Source organism: Kordia algicida OT-1 (assembly GCF_000154725.1).
GTDB classification, from domain to species: Bacteria; Bacteroidota; Bacteroidia; order Flavobacteriales; family Flavobacteriaceae; genus Kordia; species Kordia algicida.
The window spans coordinates 2,067,570-2,090,746 of record NZ_DS544873.1 but is presented as its reverse complement, the minus strand read 5'-3'; the positions used below and the strand labels follow the sequence as shown (position 1 = coordinate 2,090,746).

The 23,177-nt window shown below is 32.9% G+C and carries 23 protein-coding genes and 1 other RNA gene; 15 read left to right on the top strand and 9 right to left on the bottom strand.

All coding sequences use genetic code 11. The annotated features are described in order from the left end of the window. Window positions 1-55 precede the first annotated feature (55 nt). The 5 genes from KAOT1_RS08910 to KAOT1_RS08890 form a co-directional block, all read right to left on the bottom strand. Entirely contained in the window at window positions 56-2,782 is a 2,727-nt protein-coding gene (locus KAOT1_RS08910) for a hypothetical protein (RefSeq protein WP_007094453.1), read from the bottom strand. Then, window positions 2,779-3,327, bottom strand: a complete 549-nt coding sequence (locus KAOT1_RS08905; protein WP_007094452.1) for an RNA polymerase sigma factor — start codon at window positions 3,325-3,327, stop codon at window positions 2,779-2,781. Before KAOT1_RS08905 ends, KAOT1_RS08910 begins: the two co-directional genes overlap by 4 nt. Before the next feature lie 216 nt (window positions 3,328-3,543). Next, on the bottom strand, window positions 3,544-3,975 hold the full coding sequence (locus KAOT1_RS08900; protein ID WP_007094451.1) for a hypothetical protein: 432 nt from the start codon (window positions 3,973-3,975) through the stop codon (window positions 3,544-3,546). 231 nt (window positions 3,976-4,206) lie between these two features. After that, on the bottom strand, window positions 4,207-4,635 hold the full coding sequence (locus KAOT1_RS08895) for a hypothetical protein (RefSeq protein ID WP_007094449.1): 429 nt from the start codon (window positions 4,633-4,635) through the stop codon (window positions 4,207-4,209). Next, on the bottom strand, window positions 4,632-6,380 hold the full coding sequence (locus tag KAOT1_RS08890) for a hypothetical protein (RefSeq protein WP_007094448.1): 1,749 nt from the start codon (window positions 6,378-6,380) through the stop codon (window positions 4,632-4,634). Before KAOT1_RS08890 ends, KAOT1_RS08895 begins: the two co-directional genes overlap by 4 nt. 368 nt (window positions 6,381-6,748) lie before the next feature. On the opposite strand from KAOT1_RS08890, the gene pyrR reads away from it, so the two are divergent. The 14 genes from pyrR (at window position 6,749) to KAOT1_RS08840 (ending at window position 17,634) form a co-directional block, all read left to right on the top strand. After that, window positions 6,749-7,300, top strand: coding sequence for a bifunctional pyr operon transcriptional regulator/uracil phosphoribosyltransferase PyrR (pyrR, locus tag KAOT1_RS08885; protein WP_007094447.1), 552 nt, complete (start codon window positions 6,749-6,751; stop codon window positions 7,298-7,300). Between the two features lie 2 nt (window positions 7,301-7,302). Beyond that, complete coding sequence (locus KAOT1_RS08880) at window positions 7,303-8,232, top strand: aspartate carbamoyltransferase catalytic subunit (RefSeq protein WP_007094446.1); 930 nt, start codon at window positions 7,303-7,305, stop codon at window positions 8,230-8,232. 136 nt (window positions 8,233-8,368) lie between these two features. After that, window positions 8,369-8,701, top strand: coding sequence for a hypothetical protein (locus KAOT1_RS08875; protein WP_007094445.1), 333 nt, complete (start codon window positions 8,369-8,371; stop codon window positions 8,699-8,701). Between the two features lie 107 nt (window positions 8,702-8,808). Beyond that, entirely contained in the window at window positions 8,809-9,717 is a 909-nt protein-coding gene (locus KAOT1_RS08870) for a ribonuclease Z (RefSeq protein ID WP_007094444.1), read from the top strand. Window positions 9,718-9,729: 12 nt separating this feature from the next. Then, complete coding sequence (locus KAOT1_RS08865) at window positions 9,730-11,430, top strand: tetratricopeptide repeat protein (protein ID WP_007094443.1); 1,701 nt, start codon at window positions 9,730-9,732, stop codon at window positions 11,428-11,430. Window positions 11,431-11,440: 10 nt separating this feature from the next. Then, window positions 11,441-11,611: a hypothetical protein gene (locus KAOT1_RS22860; protein ID WP_007094442.1), complete on the top strand. Its 171-nt coding sequence runs from the start codon at window positions 11,441-11,443 to the stop codon at window positions 11,609-11,611. 146 nt (window positions 11,612-11,757) lie between these two features. Next, complete coding sequence (locus tag KAOT1_RS22855; protein ID WP_007094441.1) at window positions 11,758-11,910, top strand: hypothetical protein; 153 nt, start codon at window positions 11,758-11,760, stop codon at window positions 11,908-11,910. A gap of 214 nt (window positions 11,911-12,124) precedes the next feature. Then, window positions 12,125-12,283: a hypothetical protein gene (locus KAOT1_RS22850; RefSeq protein ID WP_007094440.1), complete on the top strand. Its 159-nt coding sequence runs from the start codon at window positions 12,125-12,127 to the stop codon at window positions 12,281-12,283. A gap of 151 nt (window positions 12,284-12,434) precedes the next feature. Beyond that, entirely contained in the window at window positions 12,435-12,563 is a 129-nt protein-coding gene (locus KAOT1_RS23675) for a hypothetical protein (protein WP_007094439.1), read from the top strand. 187 nt (window positions 12,564-12,750) lie between these two features. Next, a complete protein-coding gene (gene pdxH, locus KAOT1_RS08860) occupies window positions 12,751-13,398 on the top strand; it encodes a pyridoxamine 5'-phosphate oxidase (protein ID WP_007094438.1) in 648 nt (215 codons plus the stop codon). A gap of 13 nt (window positions 13,399-13,411) precedes the next feature. Further along, a complete protein-coding gene (locus KAOT1_RS08855) occupies window positions 13,412-13,897 on the top strand; it encodes a SixA phosphatase family protein (RefSeq protein ID WP_007094437.1) in 486 nt (161 codons plus the stop codon). Further along, complete coding sequence (gene ppk1 / locus KAOT1_RS08850) at window positions 13,897-15,999, top strand: polyphosphate kinase 1 (RefSeq protein ID WP_007094436.1); 2,103 nt, start codon at window positions 13,897-13,899, stop codon at window positions 15,997-15,999. The genes KAOT1_RS08855 and ppk1 overlap by 1 nt, the downstream gene beginning before the upstream one ends. Before the next feature lie 17 nt (window positions 16,000-16,016). Next, window positions 16,017-16,943 carry a Ppx/GppA phosphatase family protein gene (locus tag KAOT1_RS08845; RefSeq protein ID WP_040559433.1) on the top strand — a complete coding sequence of 309 codons (927 nt, stop codon included), beginning with the start codon at window positions 16,017-16,019 and terminating at the stop codon, window positions 16,941-16,943. Between the two features lie 91 nt (window positions 16,944-17,034). After that, window positions 17,035-17,634, top strand: a complete 600-nt coding sequence (locus KAOT1_RS08840; RefSeq protein ID WP_007094434.1) for a porin family protein — start codon at window positions 17,035-17,037, stop codon at window positions 17,632-17,634. 198 nt (window positions 17,635-17,832) lie between these two features. On the opposite strand, the gene miaE is transcribed toward KAOT1_RS08840, so the two are convergent. Beyond that, window positions 17,833-18,414, bottom strand: a complete 582-nt coding sequence (gene miaE / locus KAOT1_RS08835; protein WP_007094433.1) for a tRNA-(ms[2]io[6]A)-hydroxylase — start codon at window positions 18,412-18,414, stop codon at window positions 17,833-17,835. Window positions 18,415-18,427: 13 nt separating this feature from the next. Continuing rightward, window positions 18,428-20,191: a DNA polymerase III subunit gamma/tau gene (locus KAOT1_RS08830; RefSeq protein WP_007094432.1), complete on the bottom strand. Its 1,764-nt coding sequence runs from the start codon at window positions 20,189-20,191 to the stop codon at window positions 18,428-18,430. A 169-nt stretch (window positions 20,192-20,360) separates the two neighbouring features. Here KAOT1_RS08830 and rnpB point away from each other — a divergent pair. Continuing rightward, window positions 20,361-20,667, top strand: an RNA gene (gene rnpB, locus KAOT1_RS22225) — RNase P RNA component class A. A gap of 715 nt (window positions 20,668-21,382) precedes the next feature. Here the strand turns inward: rnpB and KAOT1_RS08825 are convergent. Both KAOT1_RS08825 and KAOT1_RS08820 read right to left on the bottom strand, forming a co-directional pair. Beyond that, window positions 21,383-22,093 carry a YebC/PmpR family DNA-binding transcriptional regulator gene (locus tag KAOT1_RS08825; protein WP_007094430.1) on the bottom strand — a complete coding sequence of 237 codons (711 nt, stop codon included), beginning with the start codon at window positions 22,091-22,093 and terminating at the stop codon, window positions 21,383-21,385. A 39-nt stretch (window positions 22,094-22,132) separates the two neighbouring features. Continuing rightward, window positions 22,133-23,176 (bottom strand): LIC11966 family surface protein, encoded by a 1,044-nt coding sequence (locus KAOT1_RS08820; protein WP_007094429.1) that lies wholly within the window; start codon window positions 23,174-23,176, stop codon window positions 22,133-22,135. Window position 23,177 lies beyond the last annotated feature (1 nt).

Here is a 23,177-nt window from a genome sequence, read left to right as displayed (position 1 = left end):
TTTTGTGGTTTTTATTTCTAAATTAGTGTTTAAAACCGCAGAGAATTCATGTAGTTTATAATGTAAAAACTATCGAAAATGCATAACTAACATTTACAGGAATTCCGTTTTGTTTTCCTGGTGTAACTTTCGGAAACAAAGTAGCGATACGATTGACTTCTTTACGAACTGCATCATCTTTAGAACCAATAAAAGTAAGTCTCATCACTCCAGAGGTATCAATTCTCATAGAAAAACTGATTCGAAATTCATTTTCTGGATACTTGGAAGCGTCAATAATATTCATATTGAAATTTTCTCTAATAAAATTTTTTACGGCATTTTCAAAATCAGTTTTCTTTTCTGTTTCGGTCGTATTTCGATTATAATTAGGAAATGATGGACTTTCTTCCACAGTACCAAAAGGTATTTCTTCTATAAAATCAACAATTGATACTTCCATTTGTGTCGTTTCTAGTGCATCGAAAGTTATAGAATTGACTGTTTCAGATTGTCTACACGGAAATACCACATTTTCAATTTCCTTTTTCAACTTGACAAGTTCACGATACTTTTTCAATGTTTTATCATTCGTTTTTCTAGTCGTTTGATAGATAATTTCAGTTTCTAGCGAACGATTTTCAGTAGTAATATTTGCCAATTTCTCACGTAAAATCGTTTCTGTAATTTCCCTTAATTTTATCTTGTCGGAAGTGTTTTTGATGGTTTTTTCAAAATAAAAAGGAACAGTATTCAAATAAGCTACACAATACACGCGATACGTTAGTAAGTCATTTAACTTGTATGTAAAACGACCATTTTCAGCCTTCAATCGCACAAAACTATTGAACTCAGTAGGAACTAAATACACAAATAATTTATCAAAACGTTGTGTGTTTTCAATTGAAACTTCGTAATCAGCATAGGTAATTGTGACAGATTTTTGGTTATTCCGAATGGTGGTTGTCGTTCTATTTTGCACACTTGAAATGAGTTGTTCATCAATAACTCGGTCAATATTTTTCCAGCCTGTCGTTCGAATTGGTGCTCTATACACACGTTTTTTTCTTTCTTTTTTAATGATGGTTGCCACAGAAGTAACCTTCGTAGAAACTTCGCCAGAAACTGTATTTGTTCGATTGAAACGACGCGGTAAACGAACAGCGAGACTTTTTGAAACCCTGTCTGTCGTAATTGCCAGTTCGTTATTATAATAATTTTGCAATTGCTGTTTTGAAAATGCTTGATATTTCTTGTTAACGTCTAATAACGAATCTATTTTTTGTTGTGTTTCTTGCAATGCCAAGCGATACACTTTTTGCTGTTGTAGATAATAATCATTCAGTTTGGAAACTTCTGAATTTGCATTGGGAACATTCGTCAATTTTTGTTTAGAAAATTCTAGAAACGGCATGTTGATCGCTTCTCCATTTGTAGAATATGCAATGATAGAATCTGAGATATACAAATCACGATCTAGATTTTCTAAGTATGTATTTAGCATGTAATTTGCAGTTCTACAATTTTTATGAATCGCGCGCAAACGTTCTTCAAAAGCTTTGGTGGCGATAAATGTATTTTGGAAACGTTCATTCCAAATGGCTTTTACTTTTAATGGATCTAAGCCAGAAACTACTTTTTTCTCAGTACGATTTGTTTTTACAGAATCTTTACTTGAAACAATTACATAATCAGTTTTTATCGTGTCTTGAAAGCGAATTCGATCTTTATTAGTTTCTTCTTCAATATATTCTCCAATAGTTTGATGGTTCACTGCTTTTTTTGAAACATCACCAAAAGAATAATACAAACTGTCTGTGAATTTTTTATTCGAAATATCATAGCCTTTTTCGGCAAGTGTTTCCAAATACTTTGGTGGATAAAAGTTAAGACTATAAATGTCTTGTGGAATTAGTGTATTGTGTAATGATTTCGGATTTGTCCAATTGATGGTTCCATCTTCCAAAACTTCGCCATCAAACAATTGCATGCCTTCTTTGTAGTTTTGCGTTGGAATGTCTGCGATGATTTCTTTTTGCGGATTGATTTTCAGCTTTTGTCCGTTTTGAGTTGCTTCTATAAAAAACATGCCGCCAGTTTCCAGAGGTTTATCATTAAAAAAGGTAGCCAATCCTGCTGTCATAATCGTATGTGAATCGATAGCTTCTTTTACTTCGAGTTGTACGTTTCCGTTGATAATGTTTTGATTTTTGTCAACAAAAGCATGCTCAGGAATCAAGAATACAATCCCATTTTTCGTTTCTACAATGGTATCTTTTTCAATAAGAATACTAAAAACTTCCGAAGTAATTTCATCCGCAGGATTCACAACAATATTTTCGGCAAAAACAGTAGTTTCATTCGGCGTAATCACGGGCGGTTTTTCAATGGAAGTTTTTTTGGGAATTGCTTCTTCTTCCATTTCTTTGATAACAGAAGTTTCTTGCTCTTTTTCTGTGGAAATCTGTTGTTCAACATTCGTTGGAATCGTTTTCACTTGCTGCGTCGTTTCTGCGGAAGCGTTCCAAAAATACCAACTTAAAAGTGCCAACAACAACGGAATTACAATCATTCCGATGAGTTTTAATAATTTCCAAAAGAGATAGGTTTTATGTGCATTTTGAATGGTTTTTTGTAACGAAATTCGTTCCAAACTATGCACCAATTGTTGTTGTAATTCAACATCGTTTTTAAAATCGGAGTCGGTTGCCATGCGCGTTTCAAATGCTTTTGTTTCGGTTTCAGAAAGTACGTTTAAAATATACTTTTCTATAGATGCAATAGTTTCTAATTCAGTTCTCATCGGTTGGCTTTTAAGGTTCGTAATTCGTTCTTAGCGCGTTCCAAACACTTGTATTTTTGTGTTTTGGCAGATGATTCTGAGGTAAATCCTAGCAACTTGGCAATGTCTCGCATTTTCTTTTTATCGATGTAGAAAAGCGAAAGCAGTTTTAGGCATTTGTCTCCAATAGATTTTAAGGCCTTTTCAGCCAATTGGTATTTTTCTTCTTCCTGTATATGCGTTTCCACAGGAATGGTTTCGTCTTTTAAAAACGCTTGTTCAAAAGCGTCGGATTGTTTATTTTTTTGTTTTAATTGATCTTTCCACAAATATTTGCAAATACTGAATACATAGGTTTCAATACGTGCAGTGAGTTTAAAATTGGGCGTGTTGGCTTTTCGGTAGAAAATGAGTAATGCTTCTTGAAACACGTCTTGTGCTTCTTCTTTTGTTCCGCCATGTTTGCATATAAAGCGCGATACTTTTGGAAAGTATCTGTAAATCTTTACAAAGGCTTTTTCCTTTTGGTCGGAAGTTAGCAATTGTAACAATGATTGATCGTTCATAATAATCTGTTTATATACTTAATGGTAAAACGCGGAAAAGGTAACCGTTTTTTTTGAAAAAAGATTTTTAGCAGTTCAAGATATTAGAGTTATTCGAAAAAGAAAGGCTAGAATTTTTTAAAATTCTAGCCTTTTTATGATGTCGATTTTTATTTTTAAAATTTTATTACTTGTGGCTTACTTTAAGTTAAAATATAAAATATTTATAGTTGGGTTTTATTGTCTTTTCCAATTCAATACAAAGCAATTATCTTCCTTAATTAAAAGAATTTTTAACGCCACATGATTTAATGGATACACGGGTTTAAACCCATACTTTTTTTGAATTTCTAGCATATGTTCTTCAAGTACTTTTTTCTCAATTGAATACAAATCTTCTACATTACTATAAATTACCTTTTCTTCTTTTGTACACTTTTTTCCTGTATTAGTAAAAACGAATTTATCCTTGTAAACATAAGTTTCTTTAACATCATATACACTTTTCTTAAAGTTTTGATTGAGCTTAAGATATATCTGCTTTTTCTTTATTTTTTGTCCATCTTTATGCAACTTAAAATAATCTGTATCATTTTCTTGTGCATGTGCTCCCATTATAAATATGAGAATAATTATAAAAGTATTTCTAATTACATGTAGTGTCTCCATTGCTGAAATAAGTGTTTAGATGATTCATAACTGTTTGTTTTTCTGCTTCTGTTAATGCATTTAGTGCATTTGAGATACCGAAAAGTAAAATAAATATGATGAAAATGTATTGTTTCATGTTTGATATATTATTAATTACAGTTTTCATTTTTATGGTTATTGACATATGTTGTTATAACTTGATCGACTCTATTTTTTCTGTCTGTTGAAAAGTAGTATATGAACCAATCATTAGTCAGTTATAAAGAAATCATCAACCCAAAAAACTTCATATTGAATAATCTTATTTTGTGATATCTTCTCTATAAAATAGACTTTTTCAAAAATACGATGCTTGAAATCATTGGAAACCGTGTGTTTTTGTTTTAAATATTCCAAATCAATTAATTTCAAGGTATCTAAAACTTGTGCTGAATAGATATTTTTCACACCTTGTTTACGAATCGAAAATGTTTCACCACAAATTTTAAACTCAGTAATACTACCTTTTTTGTTTTTTCTATATTTATTTAAATATACATATCCTTTATTCTCGGTAAGAACTTTACATTTTTCTTTATTAGTTTTATCAAACAATAGATAGACCGTTTCTTTTTGCTTTTGTTGAGCTAAACAATAAAAACATGAGAATACTAAAAATAAAGTTATAATTTTTTTCATTGTGTGCATGTTTCGTTTGTATTATTAGTGATGTAGTTTGAAATAACGGTGTCAATTCTGTTTTTTTCAGATAGAGGTAAATTAACCCAAGCAGGAATATTATCATATCTTAATCCTTCCCAAGATAAATCTAGATATAATTGTTGTGGCTCTTGATTGTCAGGTACACTTATCCCCGTGTCAAATTCCTGTAGTATTCTTGCTAAACTTTTTCTGTAATGAGTAGCCATTTGTGCATGTTGCCAATTTTTATACCTTCTGTAATAGTCATAAATACCAGGGAAATCACCATTTTCTAATAATTCTTCTAATTCTTCTTCTGTAATTAAATCAAAATTACCTTGATTAATTAATGACATTAATTTTCTGAACATTTCAGCGTGAAGTATTTCATGTACTAGAGTTTTGGCAACTAGCAAGTTTGGTCTGTAATTAATTCCTTGTGAAGTTGAATTATTATTCATCACGACTGTAATTACGTAATCAGGTGAGTAACCATTTATTGGAGGTCTAGTCGTCCCTCTTGTAGAGCCTAAATCTTCTTCAATTAGCTTTAAATGTGCTACAGGAAAATCACCATCAAATTTTTTTATTGAATTCTTAAAACCAACACTTGAAGATTTTAGTTTATTGTAAACACATAGCGCTTTTCCTTCCAATTCATTAATAACTTGATAATCATCATATACATCTATTAATTGTGTTATTATTTGTTCTTGTGAATTTTCATTGCAACCATTATCTTGAAGGTAATTATTAATTGTAATCCAATTAGTTAACGTTAAATTATTTAAATTAAGAATCTCAGGATCAATCGTAGTCATATCAACGGTATTAAATTGCGCCAATCCGTTTATACACTCTAAAATAGATTGTTTTACGTTTTCTTCTCTAGTAATGATAGAAGTAATAATATTATCTGTTGCATCACCACCTGAATCACCTGAGTTAGTAGTAGTGTTATTTCCTCCACCTGTTGAGGAAGTGTTTGCATTCGTAGTTGAAGATGTATTATCGTCAGTAGCATTGCCAGTACTACTACTTCCTCCATCTGGACAATAAATATCTATAACTGTATACGTATCGCAAGGATTATCGTCATCATTTTCATGCTCACATTGGTTTTGTATATGTCCATTTGTAGAATATAAATGTGAATTGCTAGAACCATTCGGAATATGAAATTCTTGATATGTAACAGTGCAAGGCAATGAATTTTTCTGTAAGATATCAGCAGAGTCTATCGCTACCGCTTCATAATGTATATCATAAGCAGTAGTAATATATCCGTTTTGTAAATATTCTTCTTTTTGTGAAGCAGAAAAAAGATATGTTACCAAACTGGCTTCATACGTGTCACTTTCAGTATCATAAGAAAAAACTACATTCTCAACAGTACTTACTGAGTTATTCATACGATGAACAGCAAAAGTATACGAATGCGTGTCGTTTTCAAGATCTTCAACAAACTTCGCAACGTTAGTTTCTATAGTAAAATTGTACGTGTCATTGTACACATTTTTACCAATTTGTTGATTCTTAAATGTTGATAGACTGTTCATCTTCGCATTAAGTTTTACATTATTTTCCAAATCTTTCTTAAATAATGTACTTGACTTGATAGTAGGTTTTGTTTGTAAAATTTCTTCTTGCTGTGTTTCTATAAAAGTATCATCTTGACAGCTGAATATAATTAACAATACGAATATACATAAAAAATGAAATAATTTTCTTACTATTTTCATAAATTTTGCGTTTTAGGATTTGTGAGTTAGTATTAGAGAATCTTTGGCTTTAATCATATATCTATCTATTTAATCCACAAAAGTTAATGTCATTTCTGAGTAGCTTGAGGTATTTTTTATAAAAAATAAGTTATTGAATTATAGTTAGTTAAGCTTATGAGCGGTAAGCTTTTTCTGTAATCCATATGCATAGATACACACAAAAAGATGGTATTCCTTACGGATTCCCGCAATCGTGTTATTTTTTATATGTAGTTGCAGTAATTTTGAATGAAAATTTTTTAAAATTGATGGAGTTTTCAGAATACAATGTGTAAAACCAAAAAAATCTGTACTTTTGTACTCCAAATACCATTTGGACGAAAACTATGAGTCAAAAAATCTTATTGAACTCAAAAGAGATCGAAATTATTCTACATCGATTGGCATGTCAGCTCATCGAAAATCATCTTGATTTTTCAAATACTGTACTTATCGGAATTCAGCCAAGAGGAATCTATCTTGCAGAACGTTTAACCAATATTTTACGTGATGAATACCATGTAAAAGATATTGAGTTAGGATATCTCGACATTACTTTTTACCGAGACGATTTCCGCCGCAGCGAAAAAATTTTAGAAGCAAATAAAACGAATATCAACTTCGTTGTCGAAAACAAAAAAGTTGTTTTTATAGATGATGTTTTATACACAGGAAGAAGTATTCGTGCAGCATTAACGGCAATTCAGTCGTTTGGAAGACCTGAAGAAATTGAATTATTAGTTTTGATCGACAGACGATTTAGTCGCCATTTGCCAATTCAACCAAACTATCGTGGACGCCAAGTAGACGCCATTAATAAAGAAAAAGTAAAAGTAAGTTGGAAAGAAAATGATGGCGAAGATGTAGTATATCTTATTAACCAAGAAAAAGACAAATAGAAATGAGTGAATTGAGTGTAAACCACTTGCTAGGAATTAAATATCTCAAAGAACAAGATATACAACTCATTTTTGAAACGGCAGATCAATTTAAGGAAGTCATTAATCGTCCTATAAAAAAAGTACCTTCCTTACGAGATATTACGATTGCCAATCTGTTTTTTGAAAACAGTACACGTACAAAACTTTCGTTTGAATTGGCAGAAAAACGCCTTTCGGCAGATGTGATTAACTTTTCCGCTTCGCAATCTTCTGTAAAAAAAGGAGAAACACTCATTGATACGGTAAACAATATTTTGTCTATGAAAGTAGACATGGTTGTCATGCGACATCCAAATCCTGGAGCAGGTGTATTTTTATCCAAAAATGTAAATGCAAGTATCGTAAATGCTGGCGATGGTGCACACGAACATCCAACACAAGCTTTGCTCGATTCATATTCTATTCGTGAAAAACTAGGCGATGTAGCTGGAAAAAATGTTGTCATCGTTGGTGATATTTTGCACAGTAGAGTTGCGCTTTCAAACATTTTTGCACTCAAATTACAAGGCGCAAATGTAAAAGTATGCGGGCCAAAAACATTGTTGCCCAAATACATTGAAAGTCTAGGTGTTGAAGTAGAAACCAATTTGCGAAATGCATTGGAATGGTGCGATGTGGCAAACATGCTTCGTGTACAAAATGAACGTATGGACATTAGCTATTTTCCATCTACACGAGAATATGCACAACAATACGGAGTTACCAAAACATTGCTAGATTCTTTAAACAAAGAAATTGTGATAATGCATCCAGGTCCCATAAATCGCGGTGTAGAAATTACAAGTGATGTTGCCGATTCTAAACAATCCATCATCCTAAATCAAGTAGAAAACGGAGTTGCTGTACGAATGGCAGTCATTTATCTGTTAGCTTCAAAGATTAAGAAATAACAAAATCTAAAGTTTTTCAAGTATTTTCATTAAAATCGTGTTAAACATATTTTAAAAATACAATTATGCCGTAATTTTTGTAAATTGTTGATACGTCTTAAAAATACAGCTTACAAACCCTCTAAACTTTCAATCTATGATTTTAGATAAACAAGAAAATATTCTCATCATCACACAAGAATCTACAAACACTGTAACACTTGTAAAAAAAATAAATGAACGTTATGATGAAGTAAAAAACGACAACATCATTGTCAATCTATTTTCATTTGGCAATTTAAAGAAAAGTGATTTGGTAGAATTTCTACAAATTTCTAAAAAACATCGTGAAGCAAAACATTCCTTTGTCATTGTAACAAACAAAATAAGTACGGATGATTTACCAGAAGCCATCATGACAGTACCAACTTTGCAAGAAGCTTTTGATATTATTGAAATGGAAGAAATTGAACGCGATTTAGGTTTTTAGTTTCCCATAAATACAGCATCAAGTAAAACGAACATTAAAAATTATAAAACTTTTAATTACTTCAATTTTATAATTATATTTTTGCTAAATCATAAAATTGAAAACGTGTGAAATTAACCATTCTAGGCTGTTACGCCGCAACACCAACAAAACATACCAATCCGACAGCGCAAGTGTTAGAAATTAGAAATCATATTTTTCTAATTGATTGTGGCGAAGGAACACAAGTACAATTGCGTCGCAGTAAAGTTAAATTTTCACGCATCAAGCATATTTTTATCTCACATTTACACGGCGATCATTTTTATGGATTAATTGGATTGATTTCTACCTTTATGTTGTTGGGAAGAAATGCGGATTTGCATATTTATGGTCCGAAAGGTTTAAAAGAACTCACACTTTTACAACTTAGATTGACCAAATCGTGGACGAGCTACAAGCTTTGTTTTCACGAATTGGAAAGTGATGCGCCTGAAATTTTGTTTGAAGATGAAAAAGTCACGGTGACAACCATTCCATTAAATCATAGAGTGTATACCAATGGTTTTCTATTCAAAGAAAAAGAAAAAGAACGCAAACTAAATATCAACGCTGTTCTCAATTATGATATTGAAAAATGTTATTATCAAAACATAAAAAATGGTAGAGACATTACGCTTGATTCAGGAGAAGTAATCTCCAATGAAAAACTTACCTTTGATCCTCCCAAATCGCAAGGATATGCGTTTTGTAGCGATACTGTATATTTTCCCCAAATAATAGATCAGATAAAAGATGTAGACGTATTATATCACGAAGCTACTTTTTTAGACAAACACGATCAATTAGCCCTTAAAACGAAGCATACCACCGCAAAACAGGCAGCAACCATTGCCAAAGATGCAAATGTCGGTCAACTCATATTGGGTCATTTTTCAACACGTTATGATGGTTTCAACGAATTTAAAGAAGAAGCCGAAACTGTATTTGAAAATGTAGCATTAGCCGATGATGGAAAAGTGTTTGAGTTTAATTAATTAAAGAGGTACATGTCATCAAATGTAAACGTTTTATCATTCATAACAAATGTAATTTTAATAAGTTTAATTCTATTTCTTACAGGAAGTTGTCAGCAACAAAAACAACCTGAAAGGGAATACAATATTGAGGAGTTAATTGATAAAATTGAAGCAAATTTAAACACAGACTTCGAAAAAGCAACAATATATTCTAATCAATTAATGGCTTATGCTTTGGCTAAAAATGATAGCATTACTATAGCTAAAGCATACTTGCAAAAAGGAATTGTGTTAACAAAAAAAGGAACGTATCAAACAGCAATTGACACACTCAACAAAGGTTTGACGTTCATAGCAAACAAACAACTTCCAGAAAAAAACTTATTCTTACTACGTATAGGAAACGCGTATGTGCAAGACAAAAAAGATGAAGTAGCACTCACGTATTATTCACGCGTATACGAAGATGCTTTTAGCAATGATAAAAAGAAAGATTTGCTCAAAGCCGCCATTAATATTGCTAAAATAAAACGCAATGCCGGCAACTATGAAGAAGCGTTAGAAAACTACAAGACATCGTATCAAAAAGCTGTTGAATTACATATGAAAAAACCTGTCATAGCACGTACTTTGATGGGAATTGGCGGAACATTCTTAACCTTAAAAAAGCCAGATTCTGCACTATATTACAGCAAAAAAGGATATGAAATAAGCAAAGCGATCAATGATAAAGTAGGACAAAGTTATTTTAATGTCGATTTTGGAATTGCCTACTATTTAAAGGACAATTACAAAACTTCCTTATCATACCTTAACAAAGCACAAACGTATATAGAAAGCATCGAAAACAAAAAACGACTTGCAGAAACACTATTTTACATTGGCGCTTGTCATTATCGTTTAAAAGAATACCAAAAAGCCATTGATTATTTAGAAAAAGTCATCTTAGTAGCCAATCAATCAGAAAAAGTAAATGATGATGAATTTAAGCCACTACAACTCATTGATACGTATGATTTTTTATCGAAAAGCTATATCGCATTGGGAAATTCTAAGCAATCTAGAATCTATGAAACTGCACGCAACGAATTAGAGCAAATTACAGATAAAGAAAACAATAAAATCAATACAGAATTATTAAAAAGTGAATTGCGCATTCGCGATAAAGTCATTGAAACTATCAATCATACAACAAATCGCTACAAGATAATTCTTGGAATTGTAATCATACTCTGTTTGGCATCTGTATACTTCTTAATTCATTACAAAAGAAAAGCAAAAGCAAACAAAGAAAACTTTGAAAAGCTCATTAAACAACAAGAACAAAAAACGACAAAGCCAATTCAAAAAAGTAAAAAAATAAAGATTGATAATGAAAAAATAACGTTTGTACTCAAAAATTTAAGTAAAGTAGAAGGACAAGAATATTACTTAGATTGTAACTGTACTTTAGCAAACTTGGCGAAAAAAGTAAAAACCAATCCTACATACTTAACAAAAATATTAAAAGAAGAAAAGGGGAAAACTTTCTATCAATATCTTAATGAATTGCGTATTAATTATGCAATCACACGACTTAAAGCTGATAAGCAATTTCGTAAATATGCCATCAAACATATTGCATTGGAAGTTGGTTACAAAAGTCCAGAATCGTTTACCAAACACTTCAAAAAAGCAACCGGAATCTATCCTTCATATTATATCAAAGAGTTAGAAAAGCGCAATAACTAACCCTTAAAATATGAAAACCTTGAAAAACCAATCACGCAAAAAATTACAATTCAAATCAACACTAATTGCAAACATTCACAAAACGATAATGGCAAGCATAAAAGGTGGTACAAAACCTGTACCAGTGCCAAGTGGAAACTCTGCATACGCTTCGCAATGTGGAACCCAAATGTGTTATTAACTTCAGTGCCTTAAATCATCTAATTTACGCAAGAAGCATTTTTTACTACAAATTTCTTCAATAGATTGTAAATTCAGTTACACCAAAAGACTGAAAAGGGAAAGCCAAAACCTTCATAAATAGTAGGCTAAATAAAATCTATAACCATGAAAAAATCAAGAACGTTAAAATTAGCACTTAACAAAAAGAAAGTATCAACATTAGATGCAAACGAAGTAAAAGGTGGACATTATTCTTGTACGCCTACTTGTACACAAACGGCATTATATTCGCGTTGTGGTAATCAACAATGTCACTAACATCAACAGTAGTACATATAATAAGGAGCTACAATTGCTCCTTTTTTTATGTCGTATTACAAACGAAAAAAAAGGAACGTAATTTATTGGTATTATGTTGTTTAATGTGATTCTTTAACTCCTTAAATTAGATGATTTAAGCCAAATTATTCTTAAACATACAGACAGAATCTATAGTTTTAAAAAAGAAATTATTAACTAAAACTTTAGTATTATGAAGAAAAAAACAAAACGTACCTTACAATTCGCAAAAATTTCAGTGGCAGCAATTCAAACGCTAGATGCCAAAGGTATAAAAGGTGGAACAGAACCTGTATCACCACCAATGTCGCAAGCTCCAGACGATCAAACCGTTTGTTATGCTATCAAATAAGAATATGTAGCTAGTGACTTAAATCATCCAATTTACGTTAAATACATTTTTTTTCATGTAAAATCGTTTCTAGTTTAGCAACAACAATCGATTGTAAAGGTGTTGCTGAAAACCTACTAAAAACGTAAGCATAATTAAAAGTTTAAAAACCATGAAAAAACAAGAAATTAAAACTCTGACATTGAACAAAAAAGTAGTTTCAAAATTTGATGCATCAAAAGTAAAAGGCGGATGGATTACTGGAAAAACTGGATGTATCGATCAATGCGAAATTAAATAAAAACACTATTTCTAGTAGATTTAAAAGGGATAACTTAGGTTATCTCTTTTTTTTATGGCTAAAAGTTATTAAAACGACTTGATGAAAACTTAATATAAAACCATATTCTTTTTACTTCTCATTACGGATGAAAAACTGTAAATTGCAATCACTATAAAATGTTGCCAAAACGCATTAAAGTATTCGAATGAAACAAGATTTAAGCGATTACAGAAAATCCTACGAAAAAAGTGAACTGCTGGAAAAAAACTGTGTGGAAAATCCAATAGAGATGTTCCGCAATTGGTTTACAGAAGTAGAACAGTCTGAAACTGTAGCGGAAGTTAATGCGATGACTATTAGTACTATTGGTTTGGATGGTTTTCCTAAAAGTAGAGTAGTACTCTTAAAAAAATACACCTTTGAAGGCTTTATTTTTTACACCAACTACGAAAGCGAAAAAGGGTTGGCAATGGCAAAAAATCCAAACGTATGTATTTCGTTTTTCTGGCCAGCTATGGAACGACAAATCATCATAAAAGGAAAAGTTGAAAAAATTGCAGAAAATTTATCTGACGGTTATTTTGAATCGCGTCCACGCGGTAGTCAACTTGGCGCATTAGTTTCTAAACAAAGTACGGTAATTCCATCAAGAGCATATTTAGAAGAAAAACTAAAAAATCTAGAAGCAACCTACGAAGGCAAAGAAATAGAACGTCCTTCACATTGGGGCGGATATATTGTAAAACCACAGGAAATTGAATTTTGGCAAGGCAGAGCCAACCGATTACATGACAGAATGCGTTATCAATTACAAGCAGACTATTCATGGAAAATAGAACGTTTAGCACCTTAAAAAAACAACACAAGTGAAAACATTAATCCTAGTCAGACATGCAAAATCATCTTGGGAATATCCTGTAGATGACAAAGATCGTACGCTTAAACTTCGCGGAATCAAAGATGCACATTTAGTTTCCAATTATATTGCTGATAAAATTGAAACACCAGAAGTAATTTACTCAAGTATTGCCAACAGAGCTTTACACACATGCGCAATATTTACACGAACGCTAAAATATCCGTTTGACAAAGTTATCATCAAAGAAGACATGTACGATTTTGGCGGATCAGGATTGGTAGAAACAGTAAAATCTTGCGACGATGCTGTCAAGACACTCATGGTTTTTGGTCACAATCACGCCATTACCGCAGTTGCAAATACGTATGGAAGTCAGTTTTTTGACAATGTACCTACAAGCGGAACAGTGGTAATTCAATTTGATATCAATTCATGGAACGAAATTGATGAAGGTAAAACGATTTTAAAAGTATTTCCGAAAGAATTAAAATAATGCAACAAGGAAAAAATAAATACATCAATAGAGAAATCAGTTGGCTGCAATTCAACGGACGTGTGTTGCAAGAAGCTGCTGATAAAACAGTTCCGTTAATTGAGCGTTTGCGCTTCATCGGAATATTTTCAAACAACTTAGATGAATTTTTCAAAGTTCGTTACGCTACAGTAAAACGTATTGCACAAGCAGGAAAAGGTGGAAGAAGCGTACTTGGAGGCGCAAAAGCAAAAGACTTGTTGGAGCAAATTACCAAAATTGTTATCAAGCAACAAACGGAGAGTTTGCGTATTCTGAATGAAGTACAATCTGAATTGGAAAAAGAAAACATTTTCATTGTCAACGAACAAAAAGCTTCGCCAAGTCAAAGTGCATATATTGAAAAATATTTCATTGAAAAAGTAAGTCCAGCATTGGTAACAATGATTTTAGACGATATTGACGAAATGCCAAGCTTAAAAGACAAAGCGGCATATTTGGCAATTCGGATGGTGATGAAAGAACAAGTAAAAAACACCAAAAAGGTAACACGTTTCTTCAAGCCACGTGTCAAAAAAATAAAATATGCGTTGATTGAAATTCCAAAAACAATCGATCGTTTTATTGTACTGCCAAGTGAAGGCGATAAAAAATACATTATCATTCTCGATGATCTCATTCGTCATTCCTTAGGAAATATTTTCAACATATTTGAATACGAAAGCCTTTCGGCACACATGATTAAGATTACACGTGATGCTGAATTGGACATTGACAATGATTTGACAAAAAGTTTCATTCAAAAAATATCAACCAGTGTAAAAGGTAGAAAAAGTGGAACGCCAGTTCGTTTTGTATATGACAAAACTATTGACAAAGACACGTTTGAATATTTACTCCAAAAAATGGGTATTGACGATATTGACAGTCTAATTCCAGGTGGTCGTTATCACAATCGTAAAGATTACATGTCGTTTCCGAGTCTTGGTCGTGAAGATTTACTCTACAAATCCTATCCGCCATTGCCAATTAAAGGTTTGAGTATGGAAGGAAGTATCTTTGAAAAAATTGCGCAAAAAGATTACTTGCAATACGCGCCGTATCACACATTTGCGTATGTTGTACGTTTTCTTCGAGAAGCAGCACTTGATCCGAAAGTAAAAAATATTCAAATTACGGTTTACCGTTTGGCAAAAATATCACACGTAGCAAGTTCGCTGGTCAATGCAGTAAAAAATGGTAAAACAGTAACAGTTCAAATTGAATTACAAGCGCGATTTGACGAAGCTGCCAACATCAAATATGCAGAACAATTACAAAGTGAAGGTGTCAATCTCATCTTTGGTGTGCCAGGACTCAAAGTACACAGCAAAACCTGTGTAGTAGAACGTCTAGAAAATAATAAAATAGTGCGTTACGGATTTGTCAGTACTGGAAATGTAAACGAATCTACCGCAAAAATCTATACTGATTACACACTATTTACGTCAGACCAAAACATCTTAAAAGAAGTATCAAAAGTATTCGATTTCTTTGAAACAAACTACAAAGTAGCCAAATACAGACACTTAATAGTTTCGCCACATTACACACGAAATGCGCTCTACAAACTCATCAATACAGAAATCAAAAATTCGCAAGAAGGAAAAGAAGCATATATCAAAATAAAAGTCAACAGTTTATCCGATTATAAAATTATTGACAAACTATACGACGCGAGTAGAGCAGGTGTAAAAATTCAACTCATTGTTCGTGGAATTTGTTGCTTAATTCCTGGAATTGCTGGGATGAGTGAAAATATAGAAGCCATAAGTATTGTTGACAAATTTTTAGAACATCCCAGAATGTTTATCTTTGGAAACAATGGTGATCCTAAAATATACATATCTTCCGCCGATTGGATGACGCGAAATATTGACAAAAGAGTTGAGGTTACCTGTCCAATATACGATGAAGATATTAAAAAAGAATTGCTAGATACCTTTGATATTGGTTGGCGCGACAACGTAAAAGCGCGTGTTTTCTCTGAAAAACAAGACAATGCATATCGCAAAAATCAACTCATAAAAGTACGTTCGCAATTTGCTACGTACGATTACTATTTAGAAAAAATGTCTAATTAACATATAAAAAGAAATCCATTTTGAGAATTAGAAAATTTGCTGCCATTGATATTGGATCGAATGCTATACGATTATTAGTTGCAAATGTTATTGAACAAGAAGGTAAAGAACCAAAATTTAAAAAAAGTTCCTTAGTACGTGTGCCTATTCGTTTGGGACAAGACGTATTTACCAATGGAGAAATTTCTAAAATAAACATCGATCGTATGACTAATGCGATGAAATCTTACCGTTTACTGATGGATGTGCATGGTGTAGAAATGTATATGGCTTGTGCAACTTCTGCAATGCGTGATGCAAAAAATGGTGAGGCTGTTGTAGAAAGAATCAAAAAAAAGGCAGACATTAAAATTGATATTATCGATGGAAAACGCGAAGCGCAAATCATTGCTTCTACCGATTTACACAATGTCATCGCCAAAGAAAAAGACTATCTCTATGTTGATGTTGGCGGTGGAAGTACAGAATTGACGATTTTCTCTAATGGAAAAATAAAAACATCACGTTCTTTCAAACTTGGAACAGTTCGTTTATTAAATGAAATGATTACGGATGACGATTGGAAAGCCTTTGAAAAGTGGATCAAGCGTAATACCAAAGATTTAAAACGTTTATCGCTTATTGGTTCGGGCGGAAACATCAACAAACTATACAAAATGTCTGGAACGACAATTGGCGAACCATTATCATACATTTATCTAAATGCGCAATATCAATTCTTGCAAAGTTTAAGCTATGAGGAGCGAATTTCTGAATTAGGATTAAATCCAGATAGAGCAGATGTCATCATTCCGGCAACCAGAATTTACCTTTCTGCATGTAAATGGAGTGGCGCGCGTAAGATATTTGTACCCAAAATTGGACTCTCAGATGGCATTATAAAGACATTATTCTTCGAAACATCGAAAAAAGACAAATCCGCATCGAATATTTTAAGTTTTTGAAAACACTATAGCTACTTTTAAGAAATAATGAAGAAAACACAGATTTACCATTGAAAAACAAAAATCTGTAAAAACCTTAAATGAAACCCAAATGAAAAAATTACTACTTCTCGCATTCTTAATGTGTTCATTTGTTGCTTTTTCTCAACAACCTATTACGGAGAGCGATGCATCTATAGATACAAATGATTATGTAAATACAGATACGGAAACTCGTTACGGATTTAAAGCTGGAATTAACCTGTCAAACTACTCAGGATCTAACTTAGACGACATTCAAGATGGTTTAAACGATGCTCGAATTGGAGCTGTTTTCGGATTTTTTGTTGACATGCATGTAGCAGGAAAATTACGTTTTCAACCAGAATTACTATATTCTGCACAAGGAGCAAAAGAAGAAGCATTGCGCGCCGATTATTTACAAGTTCCCTTAATGTTAAAGTATGAACTTACAGAGTTTCTAAACATTCAAGTTGGACCACAAGTTGGCGTGAAAATTCACGAATTTGAAGACAATTTCAAAAACTTTGACTTTGCTGTCAATGGTGGAATTGGAATAGAAATCGTTGAAAATCTTGCTGCCGAAGCACGTTACAGCTTAGGTTTGATAGACATGTTTGATGAAGACCGAGCGCCAAACTTTGAAGGAAAAAATGCAGTAATTCAATTGGGAATTACATATAGACTGTAGTTTAAATCGCTTCACTTCGGCAAGCTCAGTGCAAGCGCTTTTGGAACGATTTGCTTGTTCTTAATTATACATCTGTCATTCCTGCGAAGACAGAAATCCACTTTGAAGCAAACTATTTATAAAGCAGCATTTTGAGTGAATTTGCTTTACAAATTTGTATCAAGAAATCTTTTTCTTTTGAAACACGATGTCACAAAACTATCCGTGCATGGTTTCTTTAGTGCCTAAATCTTTCATCACTTCTGCTTCAAAATCAAGCAAAGACTGCCATTTTTTATCTACTTCCGCACGATCTCCAAACTGTCTTGCAAATCCTAAAAACATGGTATAATGATTGGCTTCACTCACCATTAAATTCTTATAAAAAGTTGCCAATTCTTGATCGCTGATATTTTCAGATAACAACTTAAAGCGCTCGCAACTTCTCGCTTCAATCAAAGCAGCACATAACAATCGGTGTACAAGTTGCGTTGTCCTGCTTCCGCCTTTTGGGAAAAATTGCAACAATTTCGCTACATATTCATCCTTACTATCGCGTCCAAGTTTCCAACCTCTAGCTAAAATTCGATCATGCACCATTTTAAAATGACTCATTTCTTCTTTTACCAAAGCAATCATGGCTTCTACCAATTCAGGATATTCAGGAAAGCTCACAATCAGTGAAATGGCGGTGCTTGCAGCTTTCTGTTCACAAAAAGCATGATCTGTCAAAATTTCTTCAATATTCTTTTCTGCAATATTTACCCAACGTGGATCTGTTGGTAATTTTAAACCTAACATCATTTTCAAGGAATTAAATTTCTAAATCAAAATCTTTACGAAGTCGTTCTACCAAAGGATTAATTTCCTTCAATTTCTCATATTTATCACGTGTCGTAAAAGCGTATTTTTTTACGGTTTGTTCGTTAACATCAATCTCAAGCGAAACATCATAGTTATTCAATTCTCTACGTACAAATTCCAACAACGGATATTGCGCACGTTCAATCTCAATCTTCATGGTTTCGTTTGGCAATTCAATTGTAATTGTTGTGGCATCTTTTAACTTAGGAATATCTGTAGATAGAAGCGAAGACATGATTTTCTCCCCTTTTTTATCAATCTTATCTACATACGCATTCCAAACTTCTACCATGCGTTCTTCCGTAAAAGCATCTTTTGGCAACTCCTTCTGATCGACAACTTTACTTTGCTGTTTCTTCAGATGTTCTTGCTTGGCTTTAATGCTTGATAATGACAAACCAGAAACCTTATTTCGCATCATGGAAATATCAATTTTCGGTTTTGGCGCAGGTGTTTTTATCGTTGATGTTGAAGTTTTCACTTCCGTAGATGACTTCTCTGCTTCGGTTGATGCCGAATTGGAAGGTATTTCCTGTGTAGATTGATTTTCTATAGAAGCATTCGCTTCATTCACTTTGGCAACAGGATTCATTTTTTTGCCATGCGCTAAGAAAAAAGTTGCCGGAATTATGAACCGATCGCTATTTTTTTTTTCTCCATCGTAATTGATAGAGGCAAGTTGCATTAAACACAATTCGACCAAGAGTCGTTGATTTCTGCTCGTTTTATACTTTAAATCGCAGTCATTCGCCAATTCAATTCCTTTCATCAGAAACTGCTGAGATGTTTTTTGCGATTGTTCTAAATACTTCTGTTTCGTTTGATCGCCAACTTCTAAGAGTTCAATCGTAGCTTGGTTTTTACAGACTAATAAATCTCTAAAATGAGAAGCAATTCCTGCGATAAAATGATGTCCGTCAAATCCTTTTGATAAGGTTTCGTTGAAATTTACCAGCAACTGTGGAATGTTATTTTCTAACATTAATTCGGTTGCTGTAAAGTAAATTTCATAATCAAGCACATTCAAATTTTCCGTAACAGCTTGTCGTGTCAATTGTTTTCCAGAAAAACTAACAACTCTGTCAAAAATAGAAAGTGCATCACGCATGGCGCCATCTGCTTTTTGAGCAATAATATGCAATGCATCATCATCAGCTTCTACACCTTGACTTTCGGCGATATATTTTAAATATTCCTTTGCATCTTTAACGCCAATTCGTTTAAAATCAAAAATTTGACATCTGGATAAAATCGTTGGAATAATTTTGTGCTTTTCGGTCGTTGCCAGAATAAAAATGGCATGTTTTGGCGGTTCTTCTAAGGTTTTAAGAAATGCATTAAAAGCTGCCTGAGATAACATGTGAACCTCATCAATAATATACACTTTGTATTTACCAACTTGTGGCGGAATACGAACCTGTTCTATTAAACTTCGAATATCATCTACCGAATTGTTAGAAGCGGCATCCAATTCAAAAATATTAAATGCAAAATCTTCATCTGGATTTTCCGTTCCATCTTGATTGATTTTTTTGGCTAATATTCGTGCGCAAGTTGTTTTTCCAACACCTCGCGGTCCACAAAATAAGAGTGCTTGTGCCAAATGACTACGTTCTATAGCATTTTCCAATGTATTGGTAATCGCTTGCTGACCTACAACGTCCTTAAAGGTTTGCGGTCTGTACTTACGAGCTGATACAATGAAATGTTCCATAGAATTCGGGTAATCTTCTGGAGACAAATATAGCAATACATATCTAATCAAACACAGCAAATATAGAGATAGTTGTTTCTTTTTATCAACAGTTTTTAATCAAATAGTATGTAAAAGATATTTTGTTAGGTGTAAGTCTTAATTTCAAACAAAACATTACTTTTGTGGGCAAGCAGGCTACCTTATCGCCGTGTGCCCAATCAAGTTTGGGGCAAGGAGGAAAGTCCGAACACCATAGTGCAATTGTAGCGGATAACATCCGTCCGTCGTGAGGCGAGGACAAGTGCAACAGAAAGAATGTACAGGTAATGCTGTAGTGAAATCAGGTAAACTCTACGAGGTGCAATGCCATGTAAATGAGCGTTTGAGAGCGGCACGTTCGATGCTCAAGGGTAGGCAGATAAAAGTTGCTGGTAACGGTAATTTTAGATAAATGATAAGGCTCGACAGGATTCGGCTTACGGCCTGCTTTTTAAATGAAACTCAACTTTTAAAAGCGCAAAGCGCGCATTAAAAGTTGTTAGTTGAAAGAATCTATGTGATTATAATTGGCATAAAAAAGAAGAGAAATGTCTATATTAAATTTGAAGAAAACTTAGTATTAACTTAATAATTCACATATGAAAAAATGATACAAATTTTTGACGATTTCTCTTCTAGTATTTATTTATGCACTAACACTCAAATTTTAAGTTCTTATTAAAATTTAAATCAACTAACTGTATTGCTTTGTAAAAGTAGTTTAGTTGATGGTTTTTACATGCAAAAAAACTGATACATTTTGTAAGGTTAAACCGTATATTTTTGTTTGAAAAAATAAATTGGTAATTGTTTTGATTTTTTTGTGTTTAACAATACCACGATCCTGAAAACGGATCATAGCAATCAAAACAAGTTCCGTTTTGACAAATTTGGTCAATGGTGCAATCTGATTGAGAAGTGCAATTTTTAGGAGTTTTTAAGTTAACTCTATCATTTCTTGCAGGTTAGATTTTTTTAATGAAGGTATGACTGTTTTTTTGATTCTAAGGTAAATGTAGCTATTCAAGTTTTCAGTTGTTTACGGTGAATCCGTAGATGTACTATTGTATTTGAGTTTTAATATTAGAGGTTAATGCATTATAAACCAAAAATATTTATAACCAAAAAACCACGCCAAAAGCGTGGTTTTTTATATATGTTGAATTTGTATTATTCAGCCATAGTGTGATACACATTTTGCACGTCGTCATCTTCTTCAAGCTTTTCTAATAATTTTTCAATGTCTGCGGTTTCTTCTTCGTTTAGAGGTTTTGTAACTTGTGGTATGCGTTCAAAACCTGAAGATAAGATTTCAATTTCCCGATTTTCCAATTCTTTTTGAATGGCTCCAAAGCTTTCAAATGGTCCGTAGAGTAATATTCCATCATCATCAGCAAAGACTTCTTCTACACCAAAATCGATAAATTCTAATTCTAATTCTTCTGCATCTTGACCTTCTGCGGGAATTCTGAAATTGCATGTATGGTCAAACATAAACTCTACAGAACCTTGCGTTCCCAAACTTCCATCACATTTGTTAAAATAGCTGCGCACATTGGCAACCGTTCTGTTGTTATTGTCCGTTGCAGTTTCCACCAAAATAGCAATTCCGTGTGGTCCGTAACCTTCAAAAAGTACTTCTTTATAGTTTTCAGTATTTTTATCAGATGCTTTTTTTATCGCACGCTCTACATTGTCTTTCGGCATGTTGGCAGCTTTTGCATTCTGAATTACCGCACGTAATCTCGAATTTGTGTCAGGATTTGGTCCGCCTTCTTTTACAGCCATCACAATATCTTTACCAATACGCGTAAAGGTTTTTGCCATTGCTGACCAACGTTTCATTTTTCGTGCCTTTCTAAATTCAAATGCTCTTCCCATGTACTAATTCTTTTTATTTTTACAAATATATATGTTGTATTATTCTTTTGGAATATGTCGGCTTAAAAATTTTGCCGAAGCGGTATTCCATTGATTTATAATTTTAGTTCGTTTTTGGTTTAATTCTTCATTTCGTTTATTGAAGTCCGTTACCGCTTTGTTAAAATCTTTTACCATACTATTGTATTGTTCGATTTCTTTTTTGGTACGATCTTTAGGATTTTTTTTATCGATCGCATTTTTTATCGCCGTAAATTTTTCATTGAACAAGAAGAATTCTATCAACTTCGGAAGTTCTTTTTGTGTTTCTTCTAAGTAAAATTCTAACGTTTCTTTTGTTGTTTTTACGAGCGACAAATCATCTTTATAAGTTTGAATAGTATCAACATCTTTTAAACCTTCTTGAGCAAAAGTTTGCAATGCGTTTAGGTTTTGCTGCATTGCGCTAACATCACCAGATGACAAGGCACGCATAAGTAAACTTTCTTGAATGTTACTTTTAAAAAATAACAGATACACAGCATTTCTATGAGCAAAAACTTTGTTAGAGATTTTCATTTTTCTCCCTAAATCACTTTCTTCATTAGTCAATCTAATATTGTTTCTTGCCGCATAATCTTCTAGCGCTTTTGTGTAGGTTTCTTGTGCTTCTTGCATGCGTTCGTCTACCTTTTTTTTGGCTAAGATGTATGCTTCCATAAAATCATACGACTGCTCGGCAACTTCTTTCATATCAACAATTTTTGCATAATCGTTTCTTAAAAGACTGTTGCGCAAGTTCATAAACTCTAACACTTGTTTTTTGTATGCACCTTCACCTTCAAATGGTTTTGCTTTTTTAATTTTGATAATCGCACGTTCTATCGATTTCAGCAAACGTTTACGATCACCTTCTATTTTTCGTGGACTTTTGCTGTGTGCAACCGATTTGGTATACTTCCACATGCTTTTGGAAATCTTTTTGTTTTCTTTCCCTATAAAAGTAAGATACGCATTTGGGTTTTTAAAATTTTGTGCAGTTGTGGTTTGAAACGCAAAAACACAGAAGATTATGAAAAGTGTTTTAAAGTAGTTTGTTTGCATA

Excerpts from the sequence above, each read along its gene's own strand:
- miaE (WP_007094433.1), bottom strand. The coding sequence starts at position 18,414 with ATGTTAGGTTTAAAATTACCAACAGATCCACGTTGGGTAAATATTGCA.
- KAOT1_RS08840 (WP_007094434.1), top strand. The coding sequence starts at position 17,035 with ATGAAAAAATTACTACTTCTCGCATTCTTAATGTGTTCATTTGTTGCT.
- KAOT1_RS08905 (WP_007094452.1), bottom strand. The coding sequence starts at position 3,327 with ATGAACGATCAATCATTGTTACAATTGCTAACTTCCGACCAAAAGGAA.
- KAOT1_RS08865 (WP_007094443.1), top strand. The coding sequence starts at position 9,730 with ATGTCATCAAATGTAAACGTTTTATCATTCATAACAAATGTAATTTTA.
- pyrR (WP_007094447.1), top strand. The coding sequence starts at position 6,749 with ATGAGTCAAAAAATCTTATTGAACTCAAAAGAGATCGAAATTATTCTA.
- KAOT1_RS08910 (WP_007094453.1), bottom strand. The coding sequence starts at position 2,782 with ATGAGAACTGAATTAGAAACTATTGCATCTATAGAAAAGTATATTTTA.
- KAOT1_RS22855 (WP_007094441.1), top strand. The coding sequence starts at position 11,758 with ATGAAAAAATCAAGAACGTTAAAATTAGCACTTAACAAAAAGAAAGTA.
- KAOT1_RS08895 (WP_007094449.1), bottom strand. The coding sequence starts at position 4,635 with ATGAAAAAAATTATAACTTTATTTTTAGTATTCTCATGTTTTTATTGT.
- KAOT1_RS08830 (WP_007094432.1), bottom strand. The coding sequence starts at position 20,191 with ATGGAACATTTCATTGTATCAGCTCGTAAGTACAGACCGCAAACCTTT.
- ppk1 (WP_007094436.1), top strand. The coding sequence starts at position 13,897 with ATGCAACAAGGAAAAAATAAATACATCAATAGAGAAATCAGTTGGCTG.
- KAOT1_RS23675 (WP_007094439.1), top strand. The coding sequence starts at position 12,435 with ATGAAAAAACAAGAAATTAAAACTCTGACATTGAACAAAAAAGTAGTT.
- KAOT1_RS08890 (WP_007094448.1), bottom strand. The coding sequence starts at position 6,380 with ATGAAAATAGTAAGAAAATTATTTCATTTTTTATGTATATTCGTATTG.
- KAOT1_RS08880 (WP_007094446.1), top strand. The coding sequence starts at position 7,303 with ATGAGTGAATTGAGTGTAAACCACTTGCTAGGAATTAAATATCTCAAA.
- KAOT1_RS08900 (WP_007094451.1), bottom strand. The coding sequence starts at position 3,975 with ATGGAGACACTACATGTAATTAGAAATACTTTTATAATTATTCTCATA.
- KAOT1_RS08820 (WP_007094429.1), bottom strand. The coding sequence starts at position 23,176 with ATGCAAACAAACTACTTTAAAACACTTTTCATAATCTTCTGTGTTTTT.
- KAOT1_RS22850 (WP_007094440.1), top strand. The coding sequence starts at position 12,125 with ATGAAGAAAAAAACAAAACGTACCTTACAATTCGCAAAAATTTCAGTG.
- KAOT1_RS22860 (WP_007094442.1), top strand. The coding sequence starts at position 11,441 with ATGAAAACCTTGAAAAACCAATCACGCAAAAAATTACAATTCAAATCA.
- KAOT1_RS08825 (WP_007094430.1), bottom strand. The coding sequence starts at position 22,093 with ATGGGAAGAGCATTTGAATTTAGAAAGGCACGAAAAATGAAACGTTGG.
- pdxH (WP_007094438.1), top strand. The coding sequence starts at position 12,751 with ATGAAACAAGATTTAAGCGATTACAGAAAATCCTACGAAAAAAGTGAA.
- KAOT1_RS08875 (WP_007094445.1), top strand. The coding sequence starts at position 8,369 with ATGATTTTAGATAAACAAGAAAATATTCTCATCATCACACAAGAATCT.